Source organism: Streptomyces sp. NPDC087901 (assembly GCF_044742205.1).
In the GTDB taxonomy this organism is placed as follows: domain Bacteria; phylum Actinomycetota; class Actinomycetes; order Streptomycetales; family Streptomycetaceae; genus Streptomyces.
The window spans coordinates 122,397-140,178 of sequence record NZ_JBIUUC010000009.1; the positions used below are offsets into that span (position 1 = coordinate 122,397).

The window sequence follows — 17,782 nt, forward strand, 5'->3', positions numbered from 1 at the left end:
AGGGCCTAGATCCGCGCTTCGCCAAAAGTGGATCATTCGTTCGACTACTCGGCTACTTCGTCCGGGCTGAAGCCGCCGGGCCGGGGCCAGTGCAACTGCGGTGGCGTGGCAATGCCTGAGTGCCCAGACGCTGGGCTGGCTGCCGTGATAGATGAGGGAGGGCCAGACTTTCTCAGACTCCCCGCACCCGTGCAGCGCGCTCTCTGTTCTCTGCCACCCGCAGTGACGCCTCCTGCTGAGCCAGTCCCGCTGCTGCGACGGCGGCGAGCGCGGGCACTTGAGTTGAGAGGGTAGTGAAGTAGTCGATGAGGTGCTGATGTCTGGCGGAGTCATCTCCCCACCAGGAGTCGACCCAAGCGACGTTGGCCGCGATATGAGCGGGGGGTATGCCTTGGTCGAGGAGCAGTGGGCCGAGGCTCTCCAGGCTCTCGTTTCGCTGTCCCACGAGGGCTTCGAGGAGGTCGTCGGGAGTAACGGCGCTGTCTCGGAGCAGACGCTCCGCCAAGTCGCGGTCCGAACCGACAAGCTGGACGAGTGGGCTATGGCCGATGCGCGGAAGGCCGGCGCAGCGGACGGAAAGCCGGTAACGATGTGCCTGTGGAAGGCGGTCCAGGTGGAGATTGCAGCCGTGGGGTTCAGGGGCAGCGAAATAGCCGCGGTCGGCCATTTCGCCGAGCCGTTCGGTATACCACGCTTCGAGCAGGTCGGGATCACGGTCGGCTAGATGACCGAGCAACTGGCTTGCACGCCAGTCGTCGTGCTGGGACAGGTCCTCGGGGCGGAGGTGTCGCACAGCGTCGCGCCAAGCAGAGCGCCAGGTTTCCGGCAGTGAGGGTCCGTGGGGTTGGCCAATGGCAAAGGTGACCGCCGCGCTGCTGGCGATTGCGGGAATCGAATGGAGCAGTAGACGGTGCAGCACCTCGTTCGGCTCGTCCTGGATGAACAGAGAGTCGAGCAGCCAGGCGTCCTCCGTGCGCATTGCCTCGATCACGAACTCGGAAGCCTCGTCATCTTCACCTCGTCCGAGGACGGTCGAGATGACGCCTGTCCTGAAACGGGGATCATCCAGTGCAACGGTGAGGACATCTTCCGACAACGTGCCGGGCGAGGTGGTGAGCCATCGGGTCAGTGCGGCGCGAAGTATGAGTGGGCTACCAGCTGCGGTTGCGGCTGCGTGCCAAGAAGCGGGATCGGCGAGGTGAGGCACCATTCGGTCGGCTACCCAGACGCCGCCCCCGTGGTCGCCAGCAAGCTTGGATTGCTCAACCAGTGCGTCGAATCTCACGACTCCGTCGAGCGGTCCGAGCGCGGCGATCTTCTGTGCTAGGGCTTCCACTGCGTGGGCCCGGCCTTGCGCGGAGTCATCGCGGGTATCCATGTCGCCCCAACGACTCCAGCCGGTGAAAGACTCCAATTCAGGGTCGACGTTGAGCTCCGGGAGCCTACGGCCCCTGTCGCCACCGCGGGCGTCTGCAGCGTTGAGCATGCGTCGGGCACGGAGGGCCAGCCCAGGAAAGGCCTGGAGCAGGGGATGCAGTGCGGCCAGGATGCTAGCTCCGCCCTCCGCTCCCTGGCCCTTCTGGGCCTCGCTCGGTTCACCATTGTGCGGCACGAACCCTTCTCCGAGCCGCACCCATGAGCCCGCCAGGTCCAGCAGTGGAACCACCGCAGCCGGGGCGTTGCTCAGGTCATCCTGTCCTTCGGTATCTGCGAGAACGGGCACAACCTCGTCCCACAAGGAGATGAGTCGCGCCAGGTTTTCGGCACTTTCGACACCCTGGGCAAGGGTGACCGTGTTCAGATCACCCGGGTCAGTCCAGTTCCCCGATGTTTCAACGGCGAAGACACTCGCCAGCACTTCGGTGGCCACGGCCCAGTCCGACGGGGCGCGGTGAGTACGCAGCCACTCCAGCACTGGTCGCAGCAACAGCCCTCGAATTTCGAACGCCGTTCCGAAGTCCGGGTCTATGGCATTGGCCACATCGCTGAGCACGCGCAGCGGGTGCTGAGGGGTGGAATGACGTGGACGGTTGTCTTCCACTGCGAGGTCGAGCAGGCCCGTAACCGCCTCGGGCAGCAGATACTGAGCGGCCGACTGAGCAAGTTGACGGGCGGCGGCATCACCCTGCGGATCGACGGTGATCCCGTACGTCTGCTCGGTCTCGCGCGGGCTGGCGAGGACCGTACGGGCCTGGGCGACAGCGAACTGAGCGGCTCCCCGGTCCAGCCGGGCGTATTCGGACACTGCAGCGAAGGTTCCGGTGCCCCACTCGGTTGGCGTGGGCAGCGTTCGGACCCAGGCATCGGCGGTCATCCGAGCGTCAGAGGAGGCGGCCGAGACTCGGGCGGCGGACATCACGGCGGAGGCGAGGTCACGATCCCGGTCCGGGAAGGCGTCGCAGAGGGTGGACCACGGCCTGCCTGCCGGCCGCGTGAAGAACCACCGGGCAATCAGCGGTGCGCGCAGTGCAGGTTGCAGGTGCCAGACACCGTTGACAGTTTCAACGAGGCCATTGCGCGCGAGGCGCTCCATAAGGCCGGACATGCTGGCCGGCGGCTCGCCGACAAGAGGCGCGAGCGCGTACAGCGTCTCGCTGGAAGCCCCTCCCAGTGCCGCTACACAGGCCAGAGCATCGACGGCCGTCTCGGACTCGGTGATACGGCGGAGGTGTCGTTCTACGTTCGCCAGGTGCGCTGCGCCGCTGGCCACCAGTCTGCCCTCGCCCTTGGCGAACATCTCACACAAGGTGAGGGCCCAGCCCGGCCGTCCGGCTGCCTGGTCGAGGACCACCATCCGGGCCCGGTGACCGGTGACGCCCAGTGAGGTGACCAGCGTGTTCATGTCGGATCGCTCCAACAGGTCAACGTCGACGCGGAGAGCTCTGGGAAGGGCCGCTGTTACCTCGTCTGCCTTGTCAGGCCAGGTGGTCGCGACGATGGCGAAGGCATGCTCCGCCCTGTGACGCGCCCGCCGCAGCATACGCATCTCATCGAGGCGAATGTGGGCGTCGTCCACGACAACGGCAGCGGGCCGGGTTTCTTGCAGCTCATCCAGAATGCGGTCCGCTTGCGCCTGTTCAAGGTAAGCGACCTGGCCGTCCAATTCGGTGGTGAGCCGCGTCTTACCTACACCAGGTACGCCCACCAGCACGACATCCTGGCCATGGGCGACCGTGTCGGCAAGCGTGGCGAGAGTGGCTTCCCGTCCGAGGAGGTCGGTTCGGTCAGCCAGGTCCTCCGACAGGTCCAACGGCCGATCAAGCAGAGCGTTCAGCTCTCCCCTGATGCCGAGGAGGCTGAACCGCCACACCGGCTCGGTGACGAGGCGGGTGACAAACCAGTCCTGGGCGTAGATGTGTGGTGCTGGGAGGTCGCGTTCGGCACACAGTCGATCCATGGTCGCGCGCTTCGTTGCGTCAACCGGTTGTGAACAGGCCATCACGATCAGATCGGCCTGCACATCCTCTTCATGCATTCTGCGAAGGCCCGTGCGCAGGTTCGCCACCGGATCACCGGTGGTGACCAGCAGACGCCCACGAGCGTCCACGTTCTCGGAGCCCCACGGAAAATAGATATCGGCATCGCGGCCGAAGTCATGCCCGCCCTCAACCGCGGACAGACCCGGGTACTGCGATTGCAGGAGCGCACAGGCGCAGCGTTCGAACTCCGTTGGGTGGATAGCCTGTTCGCCCAAAGCCCGGCGTACGCGTGCCACGAGATCCATGACCATTAATGCTACGCGCACCTTGTGCCGTACTGATGCCGTTTACCGCTCGTCGCCCGGTTCGATGACGGGCCGCGCACCCGGGGACCCAGGGACGACGAGAGCACCAAACCATAGAGCTCGTAACACGATCTTGTTGAGATGCCCTGGTAGGCCGTGACCGGTGTGATGATTCGGCCGTTCGTGAGGTGTGGGTACTCGACCGTGGATCGTGGACGATGAGTTGTGGGCGTTGATCGAGCCGTTGCTGCCGCCGTGGCCGGAACGGTCGCCGGGACCGAGGCCGGTGTCGGACCGGCTCTGCCTGCGGGGCATCCTGTTCGTCCTCCACAACGACATAGCCTGGCAACTCCTACCGATGGAGCTGGGGTTCGGCTCGGGGCAGACGTGCTGGCGCCGCCTGGACCGATGGCAGAAAGCAGGCGTCTTCGACCGGCTGCACCGGGTCCTGCTCGCGAAGCTGAACGCGGCCGCCGAGCTCGACTGGTCGCGGGCATGCGTGGATGGTTCTCACATCCGCGCGAAAAGGGGTGCGCCGACACCGGTCCGTCGCCGGTCGACCGGCGGAAGACGGGCAGCAAACACCACCTGATCTGCGACGGACGTGGCACTCCGCTGAAGGTGATCACGACCGCGGCCAACGTCAACGACGTCACCCAGACCCTCGCCCTGGTCGACGGCATCCCACCCGTCGCAGGACGCCCCGGCCGGCCCCGCAGACGGCCCGAGGCTCTGCTCGGCGACAAGGGATACGACTCAAACCCCAACCGTGACGAGCTCCGTCGCCGGCGAATCCTGCCCGTCATCTCCCGCAAGGGATCACCGAACATCAAAGGCATCGGCAAGCTCCGCTACGTCGCCGAGCAGACCTTCGCCCTGCTCCACCACTTCAAGCGCCTCGCCATCCGCTGGGAACTCCGCACCGAACTCCACGACGCCTTCGTCTCCCTCGCCTGCAGCCTCATCTGCTGCAGACGCCTCAAGAAGACCCACTCATGATCGTGTTACGAGCTGCAACCGGCCACGCGGATTGACGCGGACGACTTCACCGCCGTTTGCCAGGCGCCTTCCGCTACTCCTCAGCGTGCACCTGCCCCACCCGATGCCCAGATAGTCCGGCGAGCTGTAGGTGGAATATCCAGAGCGTTCGTTCGATTGGCTTCCTTGCAGAGATCGCGGGAGGGGGCGCTGGTGGCCAAGCTGATGATGTTCCGGCAGGACGCGGACGGACGGGACGTCGAGCTGGCCGGTTCGACGGTGGCGCTGGAGGTGGAGCTGCAGCGGCGGGTCGAGGCCGGCCTGGAGCAGATGCTGGGCGTCCGTTTCCTGGCATCGGAGTATCCGACTGGCCCCTGGCACCGGGGGCGGATCGACACCCTGGGGCTCGATGAGAACGGCAGCCCGGTGGTGATCGAGTTCAAGAAGGGCTCGGACAGCGGGGTGATGTCCCAGGCAGTCTCCTACCTGTCCTGGCTGGAGTCGGCGCACCACGAGTTCGAGGCGCTCGTGCGGAAGGTGCTGGGGGCGGACGCCGCCGAGTCCGTCGACTGGCGTCGTCCGCGGATGATCTGCATCGCGGCGGGCTTCTCGCACCACGACCGGGTGGCGGTGCAGAGGTTGCCCGAACGGATCGACCTGGTGCGCTACCGGATCTTCGACGGTGGCCTGCTGGGGCTGCTGCTCGTGGACTCCGCGACCGGCTTCCCGAGCGCTGCCTCGTCTCGCCGGGGCCGAGAGCGGGCACCCGTGGCGGACAGCGTGCCGACGGCTTCGGCGGTCTCTCCACCTGCGGGTGGAGGAGCGGTGCCGGAGTGCCTGCGGGACCTGTACGCGGAACTGGACGAGGCGCTCACGGCATGGGGCGAGGTGGAGGTGGCGTCCCTGCGGCACTACATCGCCTACCGGCGGTTGGTGAACGTGGCGTCGGTGATCTTCCGTCCGAAGCACGAGGCGATCCTGGTGTACCTCAGACTCGACCCCGACACGGTCGAGTTGGAGGAGGGCTTCACCCGGGACATGCGCGGTATCGGACACCTCGGGACCGGCGACCTGGAGGTCCGCGTCGTCTCGGCAACCGACTTGGAGAAGGCGGCGCCGCTGATCCGGCGGGCGTTCGAGGCGGCCTGACGTAACAGGAGGGGCGGCTGGTGCATCGGTTAGTCGATGCTCCAGCCGCCCCTCTGGCGTCTGTGGGCCGCCGGCCCTGGCCTCTCTTCGCTCTCACGCTCATGCCTCCGGTCCGGCCAGCTCGAAGTCGTCCTTCGTCAGTTCGGCCCGCAGCCGCTCCTCGGCGACGTCCGCGTAGTGCGCGGACAGCTCGACGCCCACGAAGCGGCGTCCCTCGCGCAGGGCAGCGACCCCCGTGGAGCCGCTGCCGGTGAACGGGTCAAGGACGGTGCCACCCTCGGAGCAGACCTGGACGAGCTGCTGCATGACCTCGACCGGCTTCTGGGTGATGTGAACCCGGCCCTTGCGGGGCTGGGAGGCGATGTAGTGCCCCGGCAGGTAGAGATCGCGGGTGTTGTCGAGGGAGCCCTTGACGCCCCAGATGATGAACTCCGAGTCCTGCTTCGGCCCGCCCTTGCGGGGCCGGCTGGACGGCTTGATCCACGGAATCGTGCCGCTCCAGGTCCATCCCGCCATCTGCAGGGCGTCGGAGGTGGTCGGCTCCTGTCGCCAGTCGGTGAAGACCATCGCGACCGCGTGCTCGGTCGAGGCCCGGTACGCCTCGGTGAGCAGTTCGGTGAGCCAGGAGCGGTAGGAGCGCTGGTCGCGGTTCTCTCCCGGGAAGTTGGCGAGGTCGTGCGCCGAGTTGCTCGTGACGTACTTGGCACGGGCGGTACGGCCGGTTCGGTCCGAGCTGGTGCGGCCCCCAGAGTTGTACGGCGGATCGGTGATCACCGCCTGGACACTCTCGTCCGGGAGGGACTTCAGGACGGTCAGGGCGTCGCCTCGGTGCAGCGTGTAGCTCATGGGGAGGGCCTCTTTTCGGGCGCGGCGGAGTCTTGACCTGCTCCGGGCAGCGCTCAACGGCGTGCATCCGGTGCGAGGTTGCAGCGGAGGTTAACGGCGAGTTCCGGCCGCGCCTAACGAGATGGTTTCCTGCTTCGGGCCCCTGGATGGCAGTCGTTTGGCGCGGCCGGAATCCCGGTTTACTGTCTCGCCGTGCCACCGGGAAGGAGCGCTGCTCCGCCCCCGTTGAGCTGTGCTTATCCGTGCTGTCTCGTCCAATCGAGCAGCGTCGGAGGCATGTTGCCCATCTGCCCGCGAGCGCCGTGAGGAGACCCCTGTGCACTGCCTGAGATTACGAGCGCGGCTGACTGCCGCGCGTGACCTGAAACCGGCGTCCTGGAGCTACCAACTCCCCTGACCTGGGCCCGCCGAGAGGCGGATGCACATCGGCGCGGTGCCGACGGCTTTGCACGAGAAGTCGGGCACCGCGTCTCCTTCGAACACCGAGGAGCCGCTGCGATGCAGCATGCCACGACACACCCGCGCCCCGACCCACCTCCCTCGACCTGTCCGCACTACCGTCGCGCTGAACGGCGGCGGCCGTGAAGAAGACGACGGGAGCCCTCGTCGGTCTGTGCGCCACCGGACCACTCCTGCTGGCACTGCCGATCCTCGGCATCGGTGCCGGGACCGCCTCGGCCTCGTGCTCGACCGACGGTGCACAGGGTGTGAACGCCTCCGCCGTCGCCAAGCAGGTGAAGGCCACCCTGAACGGCGGCGACAAGGGCTCGGTCTCCGTGCCGGGTCTGGACGCGCCTGCCGACCAAGTGCCCAACGCCAAGACGATCCAGGCCACGGGCGTCGCGATGAACATCCCCGCCCGAGGGCAGGTCGTCGCCCTGGCGACCGCTCTGCAGGAGAGCGGCCTGCGGAACCTGACCTACGGCGACCGCGATTCGCTGGGTCTCTTCCAACAGCGGCCGTCGATGGGCTGGGGCACGGCCAGCCAGATCCTTGACCCGGTGCACGCCTCGACGAAGTTCTACGAGGGGCTCAAGAAGGTCTCCGGCTGGCAGTCCCTCTCTGTCACCCAGGCCGCGCAGGCGGTGCAGAAGTCGGGCTTCCCCGAGGCGTACGCCAAATGGGAGCCGCTGGCCACCGCCCTGCAGAAGTCCATCGAGCCCCTGCTGCAGAAGACCGGCGGTGCATCGCCGAGCCCGTCGCCGTCAGGCTCTGCCGACACCGGCAGCCCCTCTCCCGATTCCGCGGGGGGTTGTTCGGCGGACGGCGACGGGACGGACTTCGGGACCATCCCGGCGGGCGCGCTGCCGGACGAGTACAAGATTCCCGCCTCCGCGCCGCGAGAGGTGCAGACGGCGATCCGGTGGGCGCTGGGCCAGCTCGGCACCCCGTATCAGTGGGGCGGCACGTGCACCGACTCCCACGGCAAGAACCCGATGGGCCGCTGCGACTGCTCCTCCCTGATGCAGGGCGCGTACAAGGCCGCTGGGGTCAGCCTGACGCGGACCACGTACACGCAGGTCAAGGACGGCAAGGCCGTCTCGGTCGATGCCCTCAAGCCGGGCGACCTCCTCTTCACCGAGGGGACGGCCTCCGTACCGGAACACGTCGGGATGGCGATCGGGCAGGGCCTGATCGTCCACGCACCGCACACCGGTGACGTCGTACGGATCACCACCGTCGCGTCCTGGAAATCGCGGATTCTCGCGGCCCGCCGAGTCGTCTGACAGGCGCTCCTCCCCCCTCCCTCGCACCGCTGGTTCGCCCCACCGGGCCTTGGCGTGCGCTCATTCGAACTGGAGTTCCCATGTATCTCGCTGACCAGGTCATACAGCTCGCCTACGACCCCGGAATCAAGCCGAACGAGGGCGGGCTCCCGGGCCTCAACGTCCTCAAGCAGGTAATGGGCTCGATCAACCTCTTCGGGCTCATCGCCGTGGTCGGAGCCCTCGCCGTCAGTGCGGGCGTGTGGGCCTGGGGTCACCACTCGGGTGGTCACCAGGCCGAGGCGAACGGGAAGAAGGGCGTGCTGGTGAGCGCGGGCGCGGCCCTTCTTCTCGGTGCGGCCAACGGTGTGGTGGCGTTCTTCTCGACGCTCGGGACGCAGGTCCACTGATGGCTCAGCACTCCACCCACCCCGGCGGCGCATCTCGCGTGCGCCGCCGGGCGCTGCTCGGCACTGCCGTCCTGGCGGTGCTCGTCGCCCTCGCCGGCCTGGCCTCCTACCTCACCCGCGAGGGCCGAAGCCCCTCCGGTACTGCTTCCCCACCGCCGAGTTCGCCCACGGCGTCCTCGTCGTCCGCGGCACCGTCCGGGCCGCACACCCGGCCCCGCGCTCTGCCCGTTCCGCCGAAAACCCACGACCCGATCACGTACGGGAAGGCCGCCGCAGCAGCGCTGTGGTCGTACGACACCCGCGCCTACTCGCAGCCCGAGCTGCGCAAGGCGCTGCGCGGCTGGCTGACCACGGAGTCGAAGTACGCGGATCCGGCCTCCGTCGACCAGGTGGTCCCCTCGGCCGTGCTGTGGAAGGAGGTGGCGGCCAACAAGCAGGTCGCCACCGCCAAGGTCAACGAGGGGCACTTCCCGCACGCCTTTACCCAGGCCCTCCAGGACGACCCCGGGGCGATCACCCAGGCGTACGTCTACGCCGTCACGGTCTCCGGCAAGCAGTCGATTCGCTGGAAGGGCTCGGCCGCCGGCGGCGCGGAGAGCCGGTCCACCACCCTCGCGGTTCAGTGCCGGCCCAACCACCCCTGCGCCCTGGTCGGCGTCATGCCGTCCGTCGCGCCCTGAACCCCGCCCCAGAACGGAGGTACGACCCATGGGAGTCTGCGACTTCCCGCTGATGGACAAGGTGTGCGGCGCCGTCGACTTCGCCACCAACCCCGCCGGCACCGTCACCGACGGTCTCGGCGCGTGGATCGCAAAGTCGGCGGGCGAGCTGGCGTCCAGCGCGGCCGACCTGGCCGCCAAGGCCGTCAACAAGACGACGGCCATCGACCTCAACGCCGGGTGGTTCCGGGACAACTACGAGTTGCTGCTGCCCATCGGCCTCACCCTGACCGTCGGCATCTTCTGCATCCAGCTCATGACCGCGGCCTGGCGCCGAGACGAACGTGCCCTCGCCAAGGCGGCGTTCGGCACCATGACCGGAGTTCTGTTCAGCTTCTCCGCCATCGCCTTCACGACCGTCGCCATCACCGTCGTGGACGCGCTGTCCGACGGCCTCTTCAAAGCCGCCAACACCTCGATCGACGACGCGATCCGCCGCGTGATCAAGGTTGACCAGATGGGGGCCATGTACGGCCTCGGCTGGGGTGTGCCCGCGCTAGTGGCCTTCGGGTGCGCGATCGGTGCCTTCCTCTACTGGGGCGTGATGGTGGCCCGCAAGGTCGGCGTCCTGATCATGGTCGCGCTCGCGGTGTTCGCGGGTGCCGGCGGCGGCTGGGAGGTCGCGAAGCGGTGGCGGCGCGGCTGGATCGAGGCCACCGGCACCCTCATCGTTTCAAAGCTGTTGATGACCGTCGTCTTCCTGATCGGCGTCTCCGCCATGGGCAAGACCGACGCCAGCGACGGAATGGCGGCCCTGTCCGACGCGATGGCCGGCATCGTCGTAATGGTCTTGGTGTTGCTCTGCCCCTACGCGACGTACAAGTTCGTCCACTGGGCCAGCGACGGCGGCGGCCACGACGACATGCACCGCACCGGTGTCGCCGGCATGGCGGTCGCCGCAGGAGCCGCAAAGACCGCAGGCAGCCTCGCGCTGCGGGCCGGTACCGGCGCCCCCGCTCCGCAGGGTCCGAACCAGGTCCCGGGCGCGGGCACGGATGGCGTCGCCTCCGGCATCAACCCCTCCGGCGGCAACCTCAGCAAGGAGGGCATCGACGCCGGGCCGCCCAAGCAGCAGACCCGCTTCCGGTACGGCGAAGACCCGGACGCGAGCGGCGACAAGGGCCGGGCTCTGATCCAGCGCCCCGGGATCCCGCCGCTGATCACCCGGCCCGGCGAGGACGAACCGGAAAGGTCCGAATCGACTGCCCAAGGCGTTGTGGGCGGCTCCGGTCACCTCACAGGCGCATCGGCTCCGGGCGGCGACATGACCTCCATGCCGCCAGCCGACCCCGGACCTTCGGCCTCGGGCACTCCGGCGTCCGCGTCCGGACCGTCGGCCACCGGCTCCGCGACGCCGACGAACTGGGTGTATCCCACCCAGCCGCCGTCGGGTTCCTGACCCACATCCCCGGGGGCGGGCCGCACTCCACGGCCCGCCCCCGCCCCCCACCAGCAGGAAGGTTCCGCCATGACGTCCAGAAGAGCGCCGCGCGCCCCGTCCTCCGCCCGCTCCCACCGTCTGGAACCACCATGTCCGGCAAGCACCAGTCCTCCACTCCCACCGTGAAGTTCCCGCACCGCAGCAGGCGCGGCGTCCTGCTCGGCCTGACCGTCCCGCAGTTGGCCGTCGCCGGACTCACCGGCCTTCTCCTGCTCGCCGTGATCCTCGCCCGCGGTGTGGTCGGCGCCCTCCAGCTCATCCCGCTGTGGGCCGTGATCGCCCTGCTCGTCTTCGTCCGCCACCGAGGCCGTGCTCTGGCGGACTGGGCCCCGATCGTCGTCCGATACGCGCTGCGCCGGATGCGAGGCCAGCTCGTCTGGCTCACCCGGCCCTCCCGCCGGCCGACCCGCGAGGGCCTGCTCCACCTTCCCGGCACAGCTGTCAGCCTGCGCGTGACCACTGCTCCCGACGGCAAATACGGCGCCGTCCACAACCCGCACACCGGGACGCTGACCGCGGTGGTCAAGGTCTCCTCCCGCGCCTACGCCCTGCTCGACCCCGGCACGCAGCAGGCCAACGTCGGCGGCTGGGGCCGCGCTCTGGCGGCCCTCGCCCGTACCGGGCAGATCGCCCGCATCCAGGTGATCGAGCGCACCATCCCCGACTCCGGTGACGCGCTGCGCCGCTACTGGGAAGAGCACGGCCGCCCCGACACCCCGATGGCCGGCGCGATCTACAACGAGCTGATCCAGAGCGCCGGCCCCGCAGCCGCCCCGCACGAGGCGTACGTCGCGGTGTCCCTGGACACCAAGGCGGCCCGCCGGCTGATCAACCGGGCCGGCGGCGGTCTCACCGGTGCCTTCAGTGTCCTCGCCCAGCTCACCTCCACGCTCGACCAAGCGGCGCGGACCGCCGGTCTCACCCCGACGGGCTGGCTCACCGCCCGCGAGATCGCCGCCGTGGTGCGCACCTCCTACGACCCGAAGGCGCTGGCGACACTCGACCGCTGGTCCACGGCCGGTCGCCCCGAGGCCGAGGCCGCCGCCGCCGGCCCCGTCGTGGTCGTCGAAAAGGCGGACCACATCGCCACCGACTCCGCCGTGCACGCCACCTACTGGGTGGAGAACTGGCCGCGCACCGAGACCAACGCCGGCTTCCTGCACCAGCTCCTGTTCACCGGCGGCGTCCGGCGCACGCTGTCGCTCTCCTACGAGCCGAAGAACCTCGACGCCGCCCTGCGCGACGTGCAGCGCAAGAAGTCCAGCGTGATCGCCGATGCCGCCGAACGGGCCCGGCGCGGCCAGGTCGACTCCGAGGCCGACTCGATCGAATACCAGGACATCAAGTCCCGCGAACGCCAGCTCATCGCCGGGCACGCCGACGTCGCCCTGACCGGTCTGCTGACCGTCTCGGCCGACACCGAGGACGAGCTGCGCACCGCCTGCGCCGTCGTGGAGACCGCCGCCGTCGGCGCCCAGCTCGATCTCCGGCCCCTGACCTGGCAGCAGGCCGAGGCGTTCACCGCCGCCGCCCTGCCGCTCGCGCTCGCCGCCTGACCCTTCCCTTCGAAAGAGCACCCTCATGTCCCGCACCGCCAGCCCGACCGCGCAGGACTTCGTGCCCTTCGCCACCGCCGCGCTCGACTTCCACCGGGCACTCAACATCCCGGGCGGCCCGCTGGTCACCACCCGGGCCGAGCTGGACACCCTGCACGCCCACCTCGTCTCGCTGTACGGGCTGCTCGACGCCCACGCCGGTCGCACCGGGCAGCTCGTCGCAGTCGAGGGCGACCAGCTCAGTACCGCCCGCACCCGCATCTGGCAGGCCGCCGAGCACCTCCACGCCGCCTACCACGCGGCGCCCCGGCCCGAGTCCGGCGAGATCCCCGAACCGGAGGCGTGCCAGGCCGGCCTTCCAGAGGGAGCACCGGAACTGACCATCTGCCAGCGCCACCAGCGCACCGCGCGCCTCGTGCGGCGGCGCACCACCCCGGCCGACCTGCACGCCCCGTTCACCGGCCTCGTCCGCCGCTGACCCACCCCTCACCTGGAGAAACGTCATGCCCCGTACCCGCGCCAGTGCCTCCCCTCTGTTCGTGCCCGGTAAGACGACACGCGCCGAGCAGCGGGCCGCCCGATCCGGGTTCGCCGAAGCCCGCCGCCAGGCACGCCTCGCCGGGAACCCGCCCAAGCACCGCGCCGAGCAGACCCTCGACCCGGATCTGCGGCCCACCTACCCGCTCGCCGGTCGCCCCGGTCCGGCCTCCGCCCGCGGCGGCAAGCTCGCCCTGCCCGCCCACCGGATGACCACCGCCATAGCCAGCGGCGCATACCCGTTCGTGGCCGAGGGTGGCCTGGGCGCCGAAGGGGTGTTCATCGGCCGCGATGTGCACGCGGAAGCGGCCTTCTGCTTCGACCCGTTCTCGCTCTACAACAGCGGCAGGGTGGAGGGCTTCACGAACCCCAACGCGGTCCTGGCCGGGATCATCGGCATGGGGAAGTCGGCGCTGGCGAAGTCGATCGCCACCCGGTCGATCGCCCACGGCTACCGGATCTACATCCCCTGCGATCCCAAGGGGGAGTGGACCGGTGTCTCGCAGGCCCTCGGCGGCTACAGCATCGCCCTGGGCCCGGGGCTCCCCGGCCGGTTGAATCCGCTGGACGCCCCGGCCCGGCCCGCCTCCGTGAGCGAGGAGGACTGGTTTACGGAGGTTCGCAAGCGCCGTCTGCTGCTGCTGGCCAGCCTCGCCCGCACCGTGCTGAAGCGCGACCTGCTGCCGATGGAGCACACCGCCCTCGACCTGGCCTTGGATCTGGTCGTCGCTGACGCCGACGCCCGGGGCACGGTGCCGCTGCTCGGCGAGATCGCGCACGTACTCGGCTCCCCCGAACGCCTCGACCAGGCCCTCGGCCACCAGGCGGGGCACCTCGGTTCAGCCGCCCAGGACCTCGCCCACGCCCTGCGACGTCTCGTGCACGGCGACTTGAGCGGCATGTTCGACGCGCCGAGCACCTTTTCGTTCGACCCGACCACACCGATGCTGTCCATCGACCTCTCCCGTCTCGGCGGCTCCGGTGACGACACGGCATTGGTGCTCGCGATGACGTGCGCGAGCGCGTGGATGGAGTCAGCCCTCAGTGATCCCGATGGCGGTCGGCGCTGGGTGATCTACGACGAGGCGTGGCGGCTGATGCGGCACGTCGGGCTGCTGGAGCGGATGCAGAGCCAGTGGAAGCTCTCCCGAGGACTGGGCATCGCGAACCTGATGGTGATCCACCGGCTCAGCGACTTGCTCTCGGCGGGCGACGCTGGCTCGCGCGGCCGAGTCCTGGCCGAGGGGCTCCTCGCGGACTGCAGCACGCGCATCATCTACCGCCAAGAGCCCGACCAGCTCACCGCCGCTGCATCTCTGCTCGGCCTGACCGGGGTCGAGACCCAGGCGGTGTCCGCCCTGACCAAGGGCCGAGGTCTGTGGAAGGTCGCCGGCCGCTCGTTCATCACCCAGCACATCCTCCACCCGGCTGAGCGCGAGCTGTTCGACACAGACGCCCGCATGGCCGCATAGCCCAACGACCGGCACATCAACGGGAATCGATCATGTCTGCTTCTTCCACTCCTTCCTCCGGTGACAACCAGCCGTCGCAGGCCACCGACCCTTTGGCGTGGCGACGGCACCTCCCGGCACTGGCCTCGGCCGCCGCCGGGATCAACGAGGCGTGCGACGCCTGGGACGCGGTTTCGGACTCGCTCTGCGACGCGGACGGCTGGCCGCTGGACGACAAGGTCTACGGGGACGGGAAGGTCAAGCGGGACGCCGAAGCGTGGAAGCACGCCGAGGTGTTCCTCGACCACGGACCCGAGGTGCTGGCCGGGGTCCGCGCCGCCGCCGACGGCCCCGACTACGTCGAGGGGCCGATCAGTGACGACCTCCGTCGGATACGCGGGATCGACATCATCCTGTTCCGGGCGGAGGAGCTGCGGCACGAATGGGACGGCGTCATGGCGCTTATGGACGGTTCGCAGCCGAGCGTGCTCCACCTCTACCAGGAGCGTGCCGAGGAGCACCGCAACACCGAAGGCTGGCACTACTCACACGAACTGGGTGCCAAGGGCCCGGCGTTGGTGCGCGTCAGCGAATACCTCGCTCACCGGGCGGACACCGAACGGCCGGCGCAGACCGAGCGCGCTCGCGTCGCCCTGACCCGCTCGACGCACCACACCCCTGCCGTGTCACCTGCTTCGCCCCAGGTCCCGCCGGCACCGCATCCGCCGGCTCCCGGTCGCTCGCGGTGATCCCTAGCACGCAGTCACGGCAACGCCAAACTGCCCGATCACCGGATCCTCATGGACCACCGCACTCCTTCAAGATCCACGCCCTGGCGGCTCCCGCCGTACGGCGGGTCGTTCGCAACGGAGACGTCCATGCATCACGAAACGCCGCCCCCGGCCGCCGCGTCCGATCCGCGTCGCCTTCAGGCCGCCCTCTGTTCCGTGCTCGGGCAGCGCGGCCTGGAGTGCACCGTCGAGTACGGCCTCAGCGACTACATCGTCCACGCCGAGCTTCCCGACGGCAGTTCGCTGATCATCTCGCCCCCGCAGGAGCCGCCCTCCGAGCACCCCGAGTCCCCGGAAAGCTGGATGGTCACCCGCCACCGGTCCGTCGAGCCTGCCGTCTACGAGGTGATCTACGACTCCGAGCCGGGCGGTCCGCATGCGCGCCACGGCGGCAGCGTGCCGTATCTCCTCTCCGCTGTCGACGCCCGCCTGGACCAGCTTGGCGTACCGCCACGCCAAGAGCAGGAACGTTCCGGCAAGACGCGCGCCGCCCCCGTGTTCCCGCCCGACTCCGCTCCATCCCGGGCGAGTGTCGCTCTCGCCTCTTCGCCGTCGGTCGGCCAGCGCGTGCTCCCGACCGGTCCGCCGCCGGAGTCGTCCGCGCGGGCCGCGCCGCCGTCGGCCAGTTCCTCATCCGCTCCCCGGCTCTGACCGACCGCGATCCAGGAGTCCTCCGTGCACCGCACCCTCAGAACTAATCCGCCCGTCGCCCGCACTGTAACCGCACCCGCCTCGGATGGATCTGCCATGCCCAGCCACTACGACGTGCTGCCCGACCTGGCCTTCGGCCACCACCCCGTCCACGGCATCGTCGCCGCGAACCCGAAGAACCTCGCGGCCAGCTCCTGGATGCTCAAGGGATTCGACTTCCATCCCGTCCCCGACCAGCCGACGTTGTACGCGCTGGCCGACCAGAACCGTGACGGACACGGCCGTACGAGCCGGGCCATCGAGCTGCTGCGCAAGGCCGGCTACCAGGTCGATGTGGACGCCGCACTTGACCCGGCACTGGCGCCCGACACGGCACAGGTACGCGACCGCGGTCCGCTCGGTGAACCGGACGTCGCCTTCGCCGATCACCCGCAGCTCGGCATCGTCGCAGCCCTCGACGACCGTGTCTCCGGCCTCAGCGGGCTAGCGCTGGTGGAGGACGGCTGGCAGCACAACTCGAGCCTGGACATCTACACGCTCCCCGCGACCACCGATCGCGTCGAGGCGCTGGGGAAAGTCGCCGACGCCACGGTGGCCCTGCACCGTTCGGGGCTCCAGGTCGCAGTGCAGCCCCGCCTCGCTCAAGAGGTGGCGGCTCGGCCCCGCCCTGCTGCCCCACCGGCCGCCGGCCGTGAGCGCGGCCATGGTCCCGCTCGCGCGTCTCCGTTGAGCGCCGCCGCGCTCGCCGCCAGCCCGGCCCGTGCCGGTATCCCGGGCAGGGCGCCGGTCCCCGCCGCCGTCACCACACCGGCGGTCCGGCCGGTTGACCCCCGCATCGCGTACTCCCGCGACCGCTGATCCAACTCCTCAAGGAGGCGCTTCCATGGCCGTGAAGACGATCTGGCCTATCGACCACACCTGCGGTCACCAGGCTGACCGCGACTTGTCCGACCGACCGGCCGACCGCCGCGCCGGCTTCGCCGAGTGGCTCGCCAGGCAGGAGTGCACGGACTGCTGGCGCGCCTCGAACGAGGGCGACGAGCAAGACAAGGCCGCCTGGTTCAAGGCGAAGCGCGCCGAGGAGCAGACGGCGTCCGAAGCCTGGTCCGAGCAGTACCGGATGCCTCCCCTGGAGGGGACGGAGCGGGCCGTTCCCTGGGGCGTGCGCTGTCGTCACCAGATCCTGACCAACGCCTACACCGCACTGGTCACCGAAGGCACGACCAGCGAAGCGGAGTGGGCGGAGATCGAGGAGAACGCTCGTACGGTGACCCGTGGCGGGTGGTGGATAGACCAGAGGTCGTCCGAGCCCGAAGACCTCACCGAACTGCTCCGAGCCGCCACCGGGGCCGACCGGCCGACGGAGAATCCCTTCTTCTGACTGACCGGGTGCCCTGCTGCGGCGGGGCACCCGGCTGACCGCCACCGTGCGGCCTCTACCAGCGATTCTCGGCCGGACCAAACCCCGGATTTGCCGGACGCTCTGCCCACTGGCCCACCTCCAACGGGTCCTTCGCTCCCTCTGCCCCGGAGACTTCCGTGCCTACCTCGATCACCATCACGTCCGAGTTCAGCGGCAGCGTCGTTGCCAAGGGCGCTACTGATGACCTCTCCGCGCAGCTCCTCCGTCACGCCGGTTTCAGGCAGATCGACGACTGGCACGGCCGACGCCATCGCCTGCCCACCACCACTCCGCTCGCCGACCAGGTCGCCATCGCCACCCATGCGGCCGAGATGCTTCGAGCCGCTCGCTATGACGTCACCCTTCCGCCCTCTCTCGACACGGCCCGGAAAAGCCCTCCGGTGCATGCCCTCGGGCCCTA

15 protein-coding genes are annotated in these 17,782 nt (G+C 69.3%); 13 read left to right on the plus strand and 2 right to left on the minus strand.

Annotated features, from left to right (window positions below):
* Window positions 1-172: 172 nt before the first annotated feature.
* On the minus strand, window positions 173-3,724 hold the full coding sequence (locus ACIOEW_RS26135) for a hypothetical protein (protein WP_401966361.1): 3,552 nt from the start codon (window positions 3,722-3,724) through the stop codon (window positions 173-175).
* Window positions 3,725-3,914: 190 nt separating this feature from the next.
* On the opposite strand from ACIOEW_RS26135, the gene ACIOEW_RS26140 reads away from it, so the two are divergent.
* Together ACIOEW_RS26140 and ACIOEW_RS26145 are read left to right on the plus strand one after the other, a co-directional pair.
* A protein-coding gene (locus tag ACIOEW_RS26140) for an IS5 family transposase (RefSeq protein ID WP_401966363.1) occupies window positions 3,915-4,723 on the plus strand; the annotation gives its coding sequence in 2 pieces (ribosomal slippage) (window positions 3,915-4,256 and window positions 4,259-4,723; 807 coding nt in all).
* Between the two features lie 192 nt (window positions 4,724-4,915).
* Window positions 4,916-5,851 carry a DUF5655 domain-containing protein gene (locus ACIOEW_RS26145; protein WP_401966631.1) on the plus strand — a complete coding sequence of 312 codons (936 nt, stop codon included), beginning with the start codon at window positions 4,916-4,918 and terminating at the stop codon, window positions 5,849-5,851.
* 99 nt (window positions 5,852-5,950) lie between these two features.
* On the opposite strand, the gene ACIOEW_RS26150 is transcribed toward ACIOEW_RS26145, so the two are convergent.
* Complete coding sequence (locus tag ACIOEW_RS26150) at window positions 5,951-6,697, minus strand: site-specific DNA-methyltransferase (protein ID WP_358980227.1); 747 nt, start codon at window positions 6,695-6,697, stop codon at window positions 5,951-5,953.
* A gap of 581 nt (window positions 6,698-7,278) precedes the next feature.
* Between ACIOEW_RS26150 and ACIOEW_RS26155 the strand changes: the two genes are divergently transcribed.
* From ACIOEW_RS26155 to ACIOEW_RS26205, 11 genes are all read left to right on the plus strand, one after another.
* Window positions 7,279-8,424 (plus strand): C40 family peptidase, encoded by a 1,146-nt coding sequence (locus tag ACIOEW_RS26155; protein WP_401966365.1) that lies wholly within the window; start codon window positions 7,279-7,281, stop codon window positions 8,422-8,424.
* An 80-nt stretch (window positions 8,425-8,504) separates the two neighbouring features.
* Window positions 8,505-8,813 (plus strand): DUF6112 family protein, encoded by a 309-nt coding sequence (locus ACIOEW_RS26160; RefSeq protein WP_023421641.1) that lies wholly within the window; start codon window positions 8,505-8,507, stop codon window positions 8,811-8,813.
* On the plus strand, window positions 8,813-9,493 hold the full coding sequence (locus tag ACIOEW_RS26165) for a hypothetical protein (protein WP_401966366.1): 681 nt from the start codon (window positions 8,813-8,815) through the stop codon (window positions 9,491-9,493). The genes ACIOEW_RS26160 and ACIOEW_RS26165 overlap by 1 nt, the downstream gene beginning before the upstream one ends.
* A gap of 28 nt (window positions 9,494-9,521) precedes the next feature.
* A complete protein-coding gene (locus ACIOEW_RS26170) occupies window positions 9,522-10,931 on the plus strand; it encodes an ATP-binding protein (protein WP_401966368.1) in 1,410 nt (469 codons plus the stop codon).
* 131 nt (window positions 10,932-11,062) lie between these two features.
* Entirely contained in the window at window positions 11,063-12,529 is a 1,467-nt protein-coding gene (locus tag ACIOEW_RS26175) for an SCO6880 family protein (RefSeq protein WP_401966370.1), read from the plus strand.
* Window positions 12,530-12,554: 25 nt separating this feature from the next.
* Complete coding sequence (locus ACIOEW_RS26180) at window positions 12,555-13,007, plus strand: DUF6238 family protein (RefSeq protein ID WP_401966372.1); 453 nt, start codon at window positions 12,555-12,557, stop codon at window positions 13,005-13,007.
* A gap of 25 nt (window positions 13,008-13,032) precedes the next feature.
* Window positions 13,033-14,538 carry an ATP-binding protein gene (locus tag ACIOEW_RS26185; protein ID WP_401966374.1) on the plus strand — a complete coding sequence of 502 codons (1,506 nt, stop codon included), beginning with the start codon at window positions 13,033-13,035 and terminating at the stop codon, window positions 14,536-14,538.
* Window positions 14,539-14,570: 32 nt separating this feature from the next.
* Window positions 14,571-15,266, plus strand: a complete 696-nt coding sequence (locus ACIOEW_RS26190) for a hypothetical protein (protein ID WP_358980240.1) — start codon at window positions 14,571-14,573, stop codon at window positions 15,264-15,266.
* Window positions 15,267-15,395: 129 nt separating this feature from the next.
* Window positions 15,396-15,959: a hypothetical protein gene (locus ACIOEW_RS26195; RefSeq protein ID WP_401966376.1), complete on the plus strand. Its 564-nt coding sequence runs from the start codon at window positions 15,396-15,398 to the stop codon at window positions 15,957-15,959.
* A gap of 96 nt (window positions 15,960-16,055) precedes the next feature.
* Window positions 16,056-16,817, plus strand: a complete 762-nt coding sequence (locus ACIOEW_RS26200) for a hypothetical protein (RefSeq protein ID WP_401966378.1) — start codon at window positions 16,056-16,058, stop codon at window positions 16,815-16,817.
* 25 nt (window positions 16,818-16,842) lie between these two features.
* Entirely contained in the window at window positions 16,843-17,340 is a 498-nt protein-coding gene (locus ACIOEW_RS26205) for a hypothetical protein (RefSeq protein ID WP_358980246.1), read from the plus strand.
* Window positions 17,341-17,782: the final 442 nt, after the last annotated feature.

Excerpts from the sequence above, each read along its gene's own strand:
- ACIOEW_RS26135 (WP_401966361.1), bottom strand. The coding sequence starts at position 3,724 with ATGGATCTCGTGGCACGCGTACGCCGGGCTTTGGGCGAACAGGCTATC.
- ACIOEW_RS26150 (WP_358980227.1), bottom strand. The coding sequence starts at position 6,697 with ATGAGCTACACGCTGCACCGAGGCGACGCCCTGACCGTCCTGAAGTCC.
- ACIOEW_RS26160 (WP_023421641.1), top strand. The coding sequence starts at position 8,505 with ATGTATCTCGCTGACCAGGTCATACAGCTCGCCTACGACCCCGGAATC.
- ACIOEW_RS26165 (WP_401966366.1), top strand. The coding sequence starts at position 8,813 with ATGGCTCAGCACTCCACCCACCCCGGCGGCGCATCTCGCGTGCGCCGC.
- ACIOEW_RS26170 (WP_401966368.1), top strand. The coding sequence starts at position 9,522 with ATGGGAGTCTGCGACTTCCCGCTGATGGACAAGGTGTGCGGCGCCGTC.
- ACIOEW_RS26175 (WP_401966370.1), top strand. The coding sequence starts at position 11,063 with ATGTCCGGCAAGCACCAGTCCTCCACTCCCACCGTGAAGTTCCCGCAC.
- ACIOEW_RS26180 (WP_401966372.1), top strand. The coding sequence starts at position 12,555 with ATGTCCCGCACCGCCAGCCCGACCGCGCAGGACTTCGTGCCCTTCGCC.
- ACIOEW_RS26185 (WP_401966374.1), top strand. The coding sequence starts at position 13,033 with ATGCCCCGTACCCGCGCCAGTGCCTCCCCTCTGTTCGTGCCCGGTAAG.
- ACIOEW_RS26190 (WP_358980240.1), top strand. The coding sequence starts at position 14,571 with ATGTCTGCTTCTTCCACTCCTTCCTCCGGTGACAACCAGCCGTCGCAG.
- ACIOEW_RS26195 (WP_401966376.1), top strand. The coding sequence starts at position 15,396 with ATGCATCACGAAACGCCGCCCCCGGCCGCCGCGTCCGATCCGCGTCGC.
- ACIOEW_RS26200 (WP_401966378.1), top strand. The coding sequence starts at position 16,056 with ATGCCCAGCCACTACGACGTGCTGCCCGACCTGGCCTTCGGCCACCAC.
- ACIOEW_RS26205 (WP_358980246.1), top strand. The coding sequence starts at position 16,843 with ATGGCCGTGAAGACGATCTGGCCTATCGACCACACCTGCGGTCACCAG.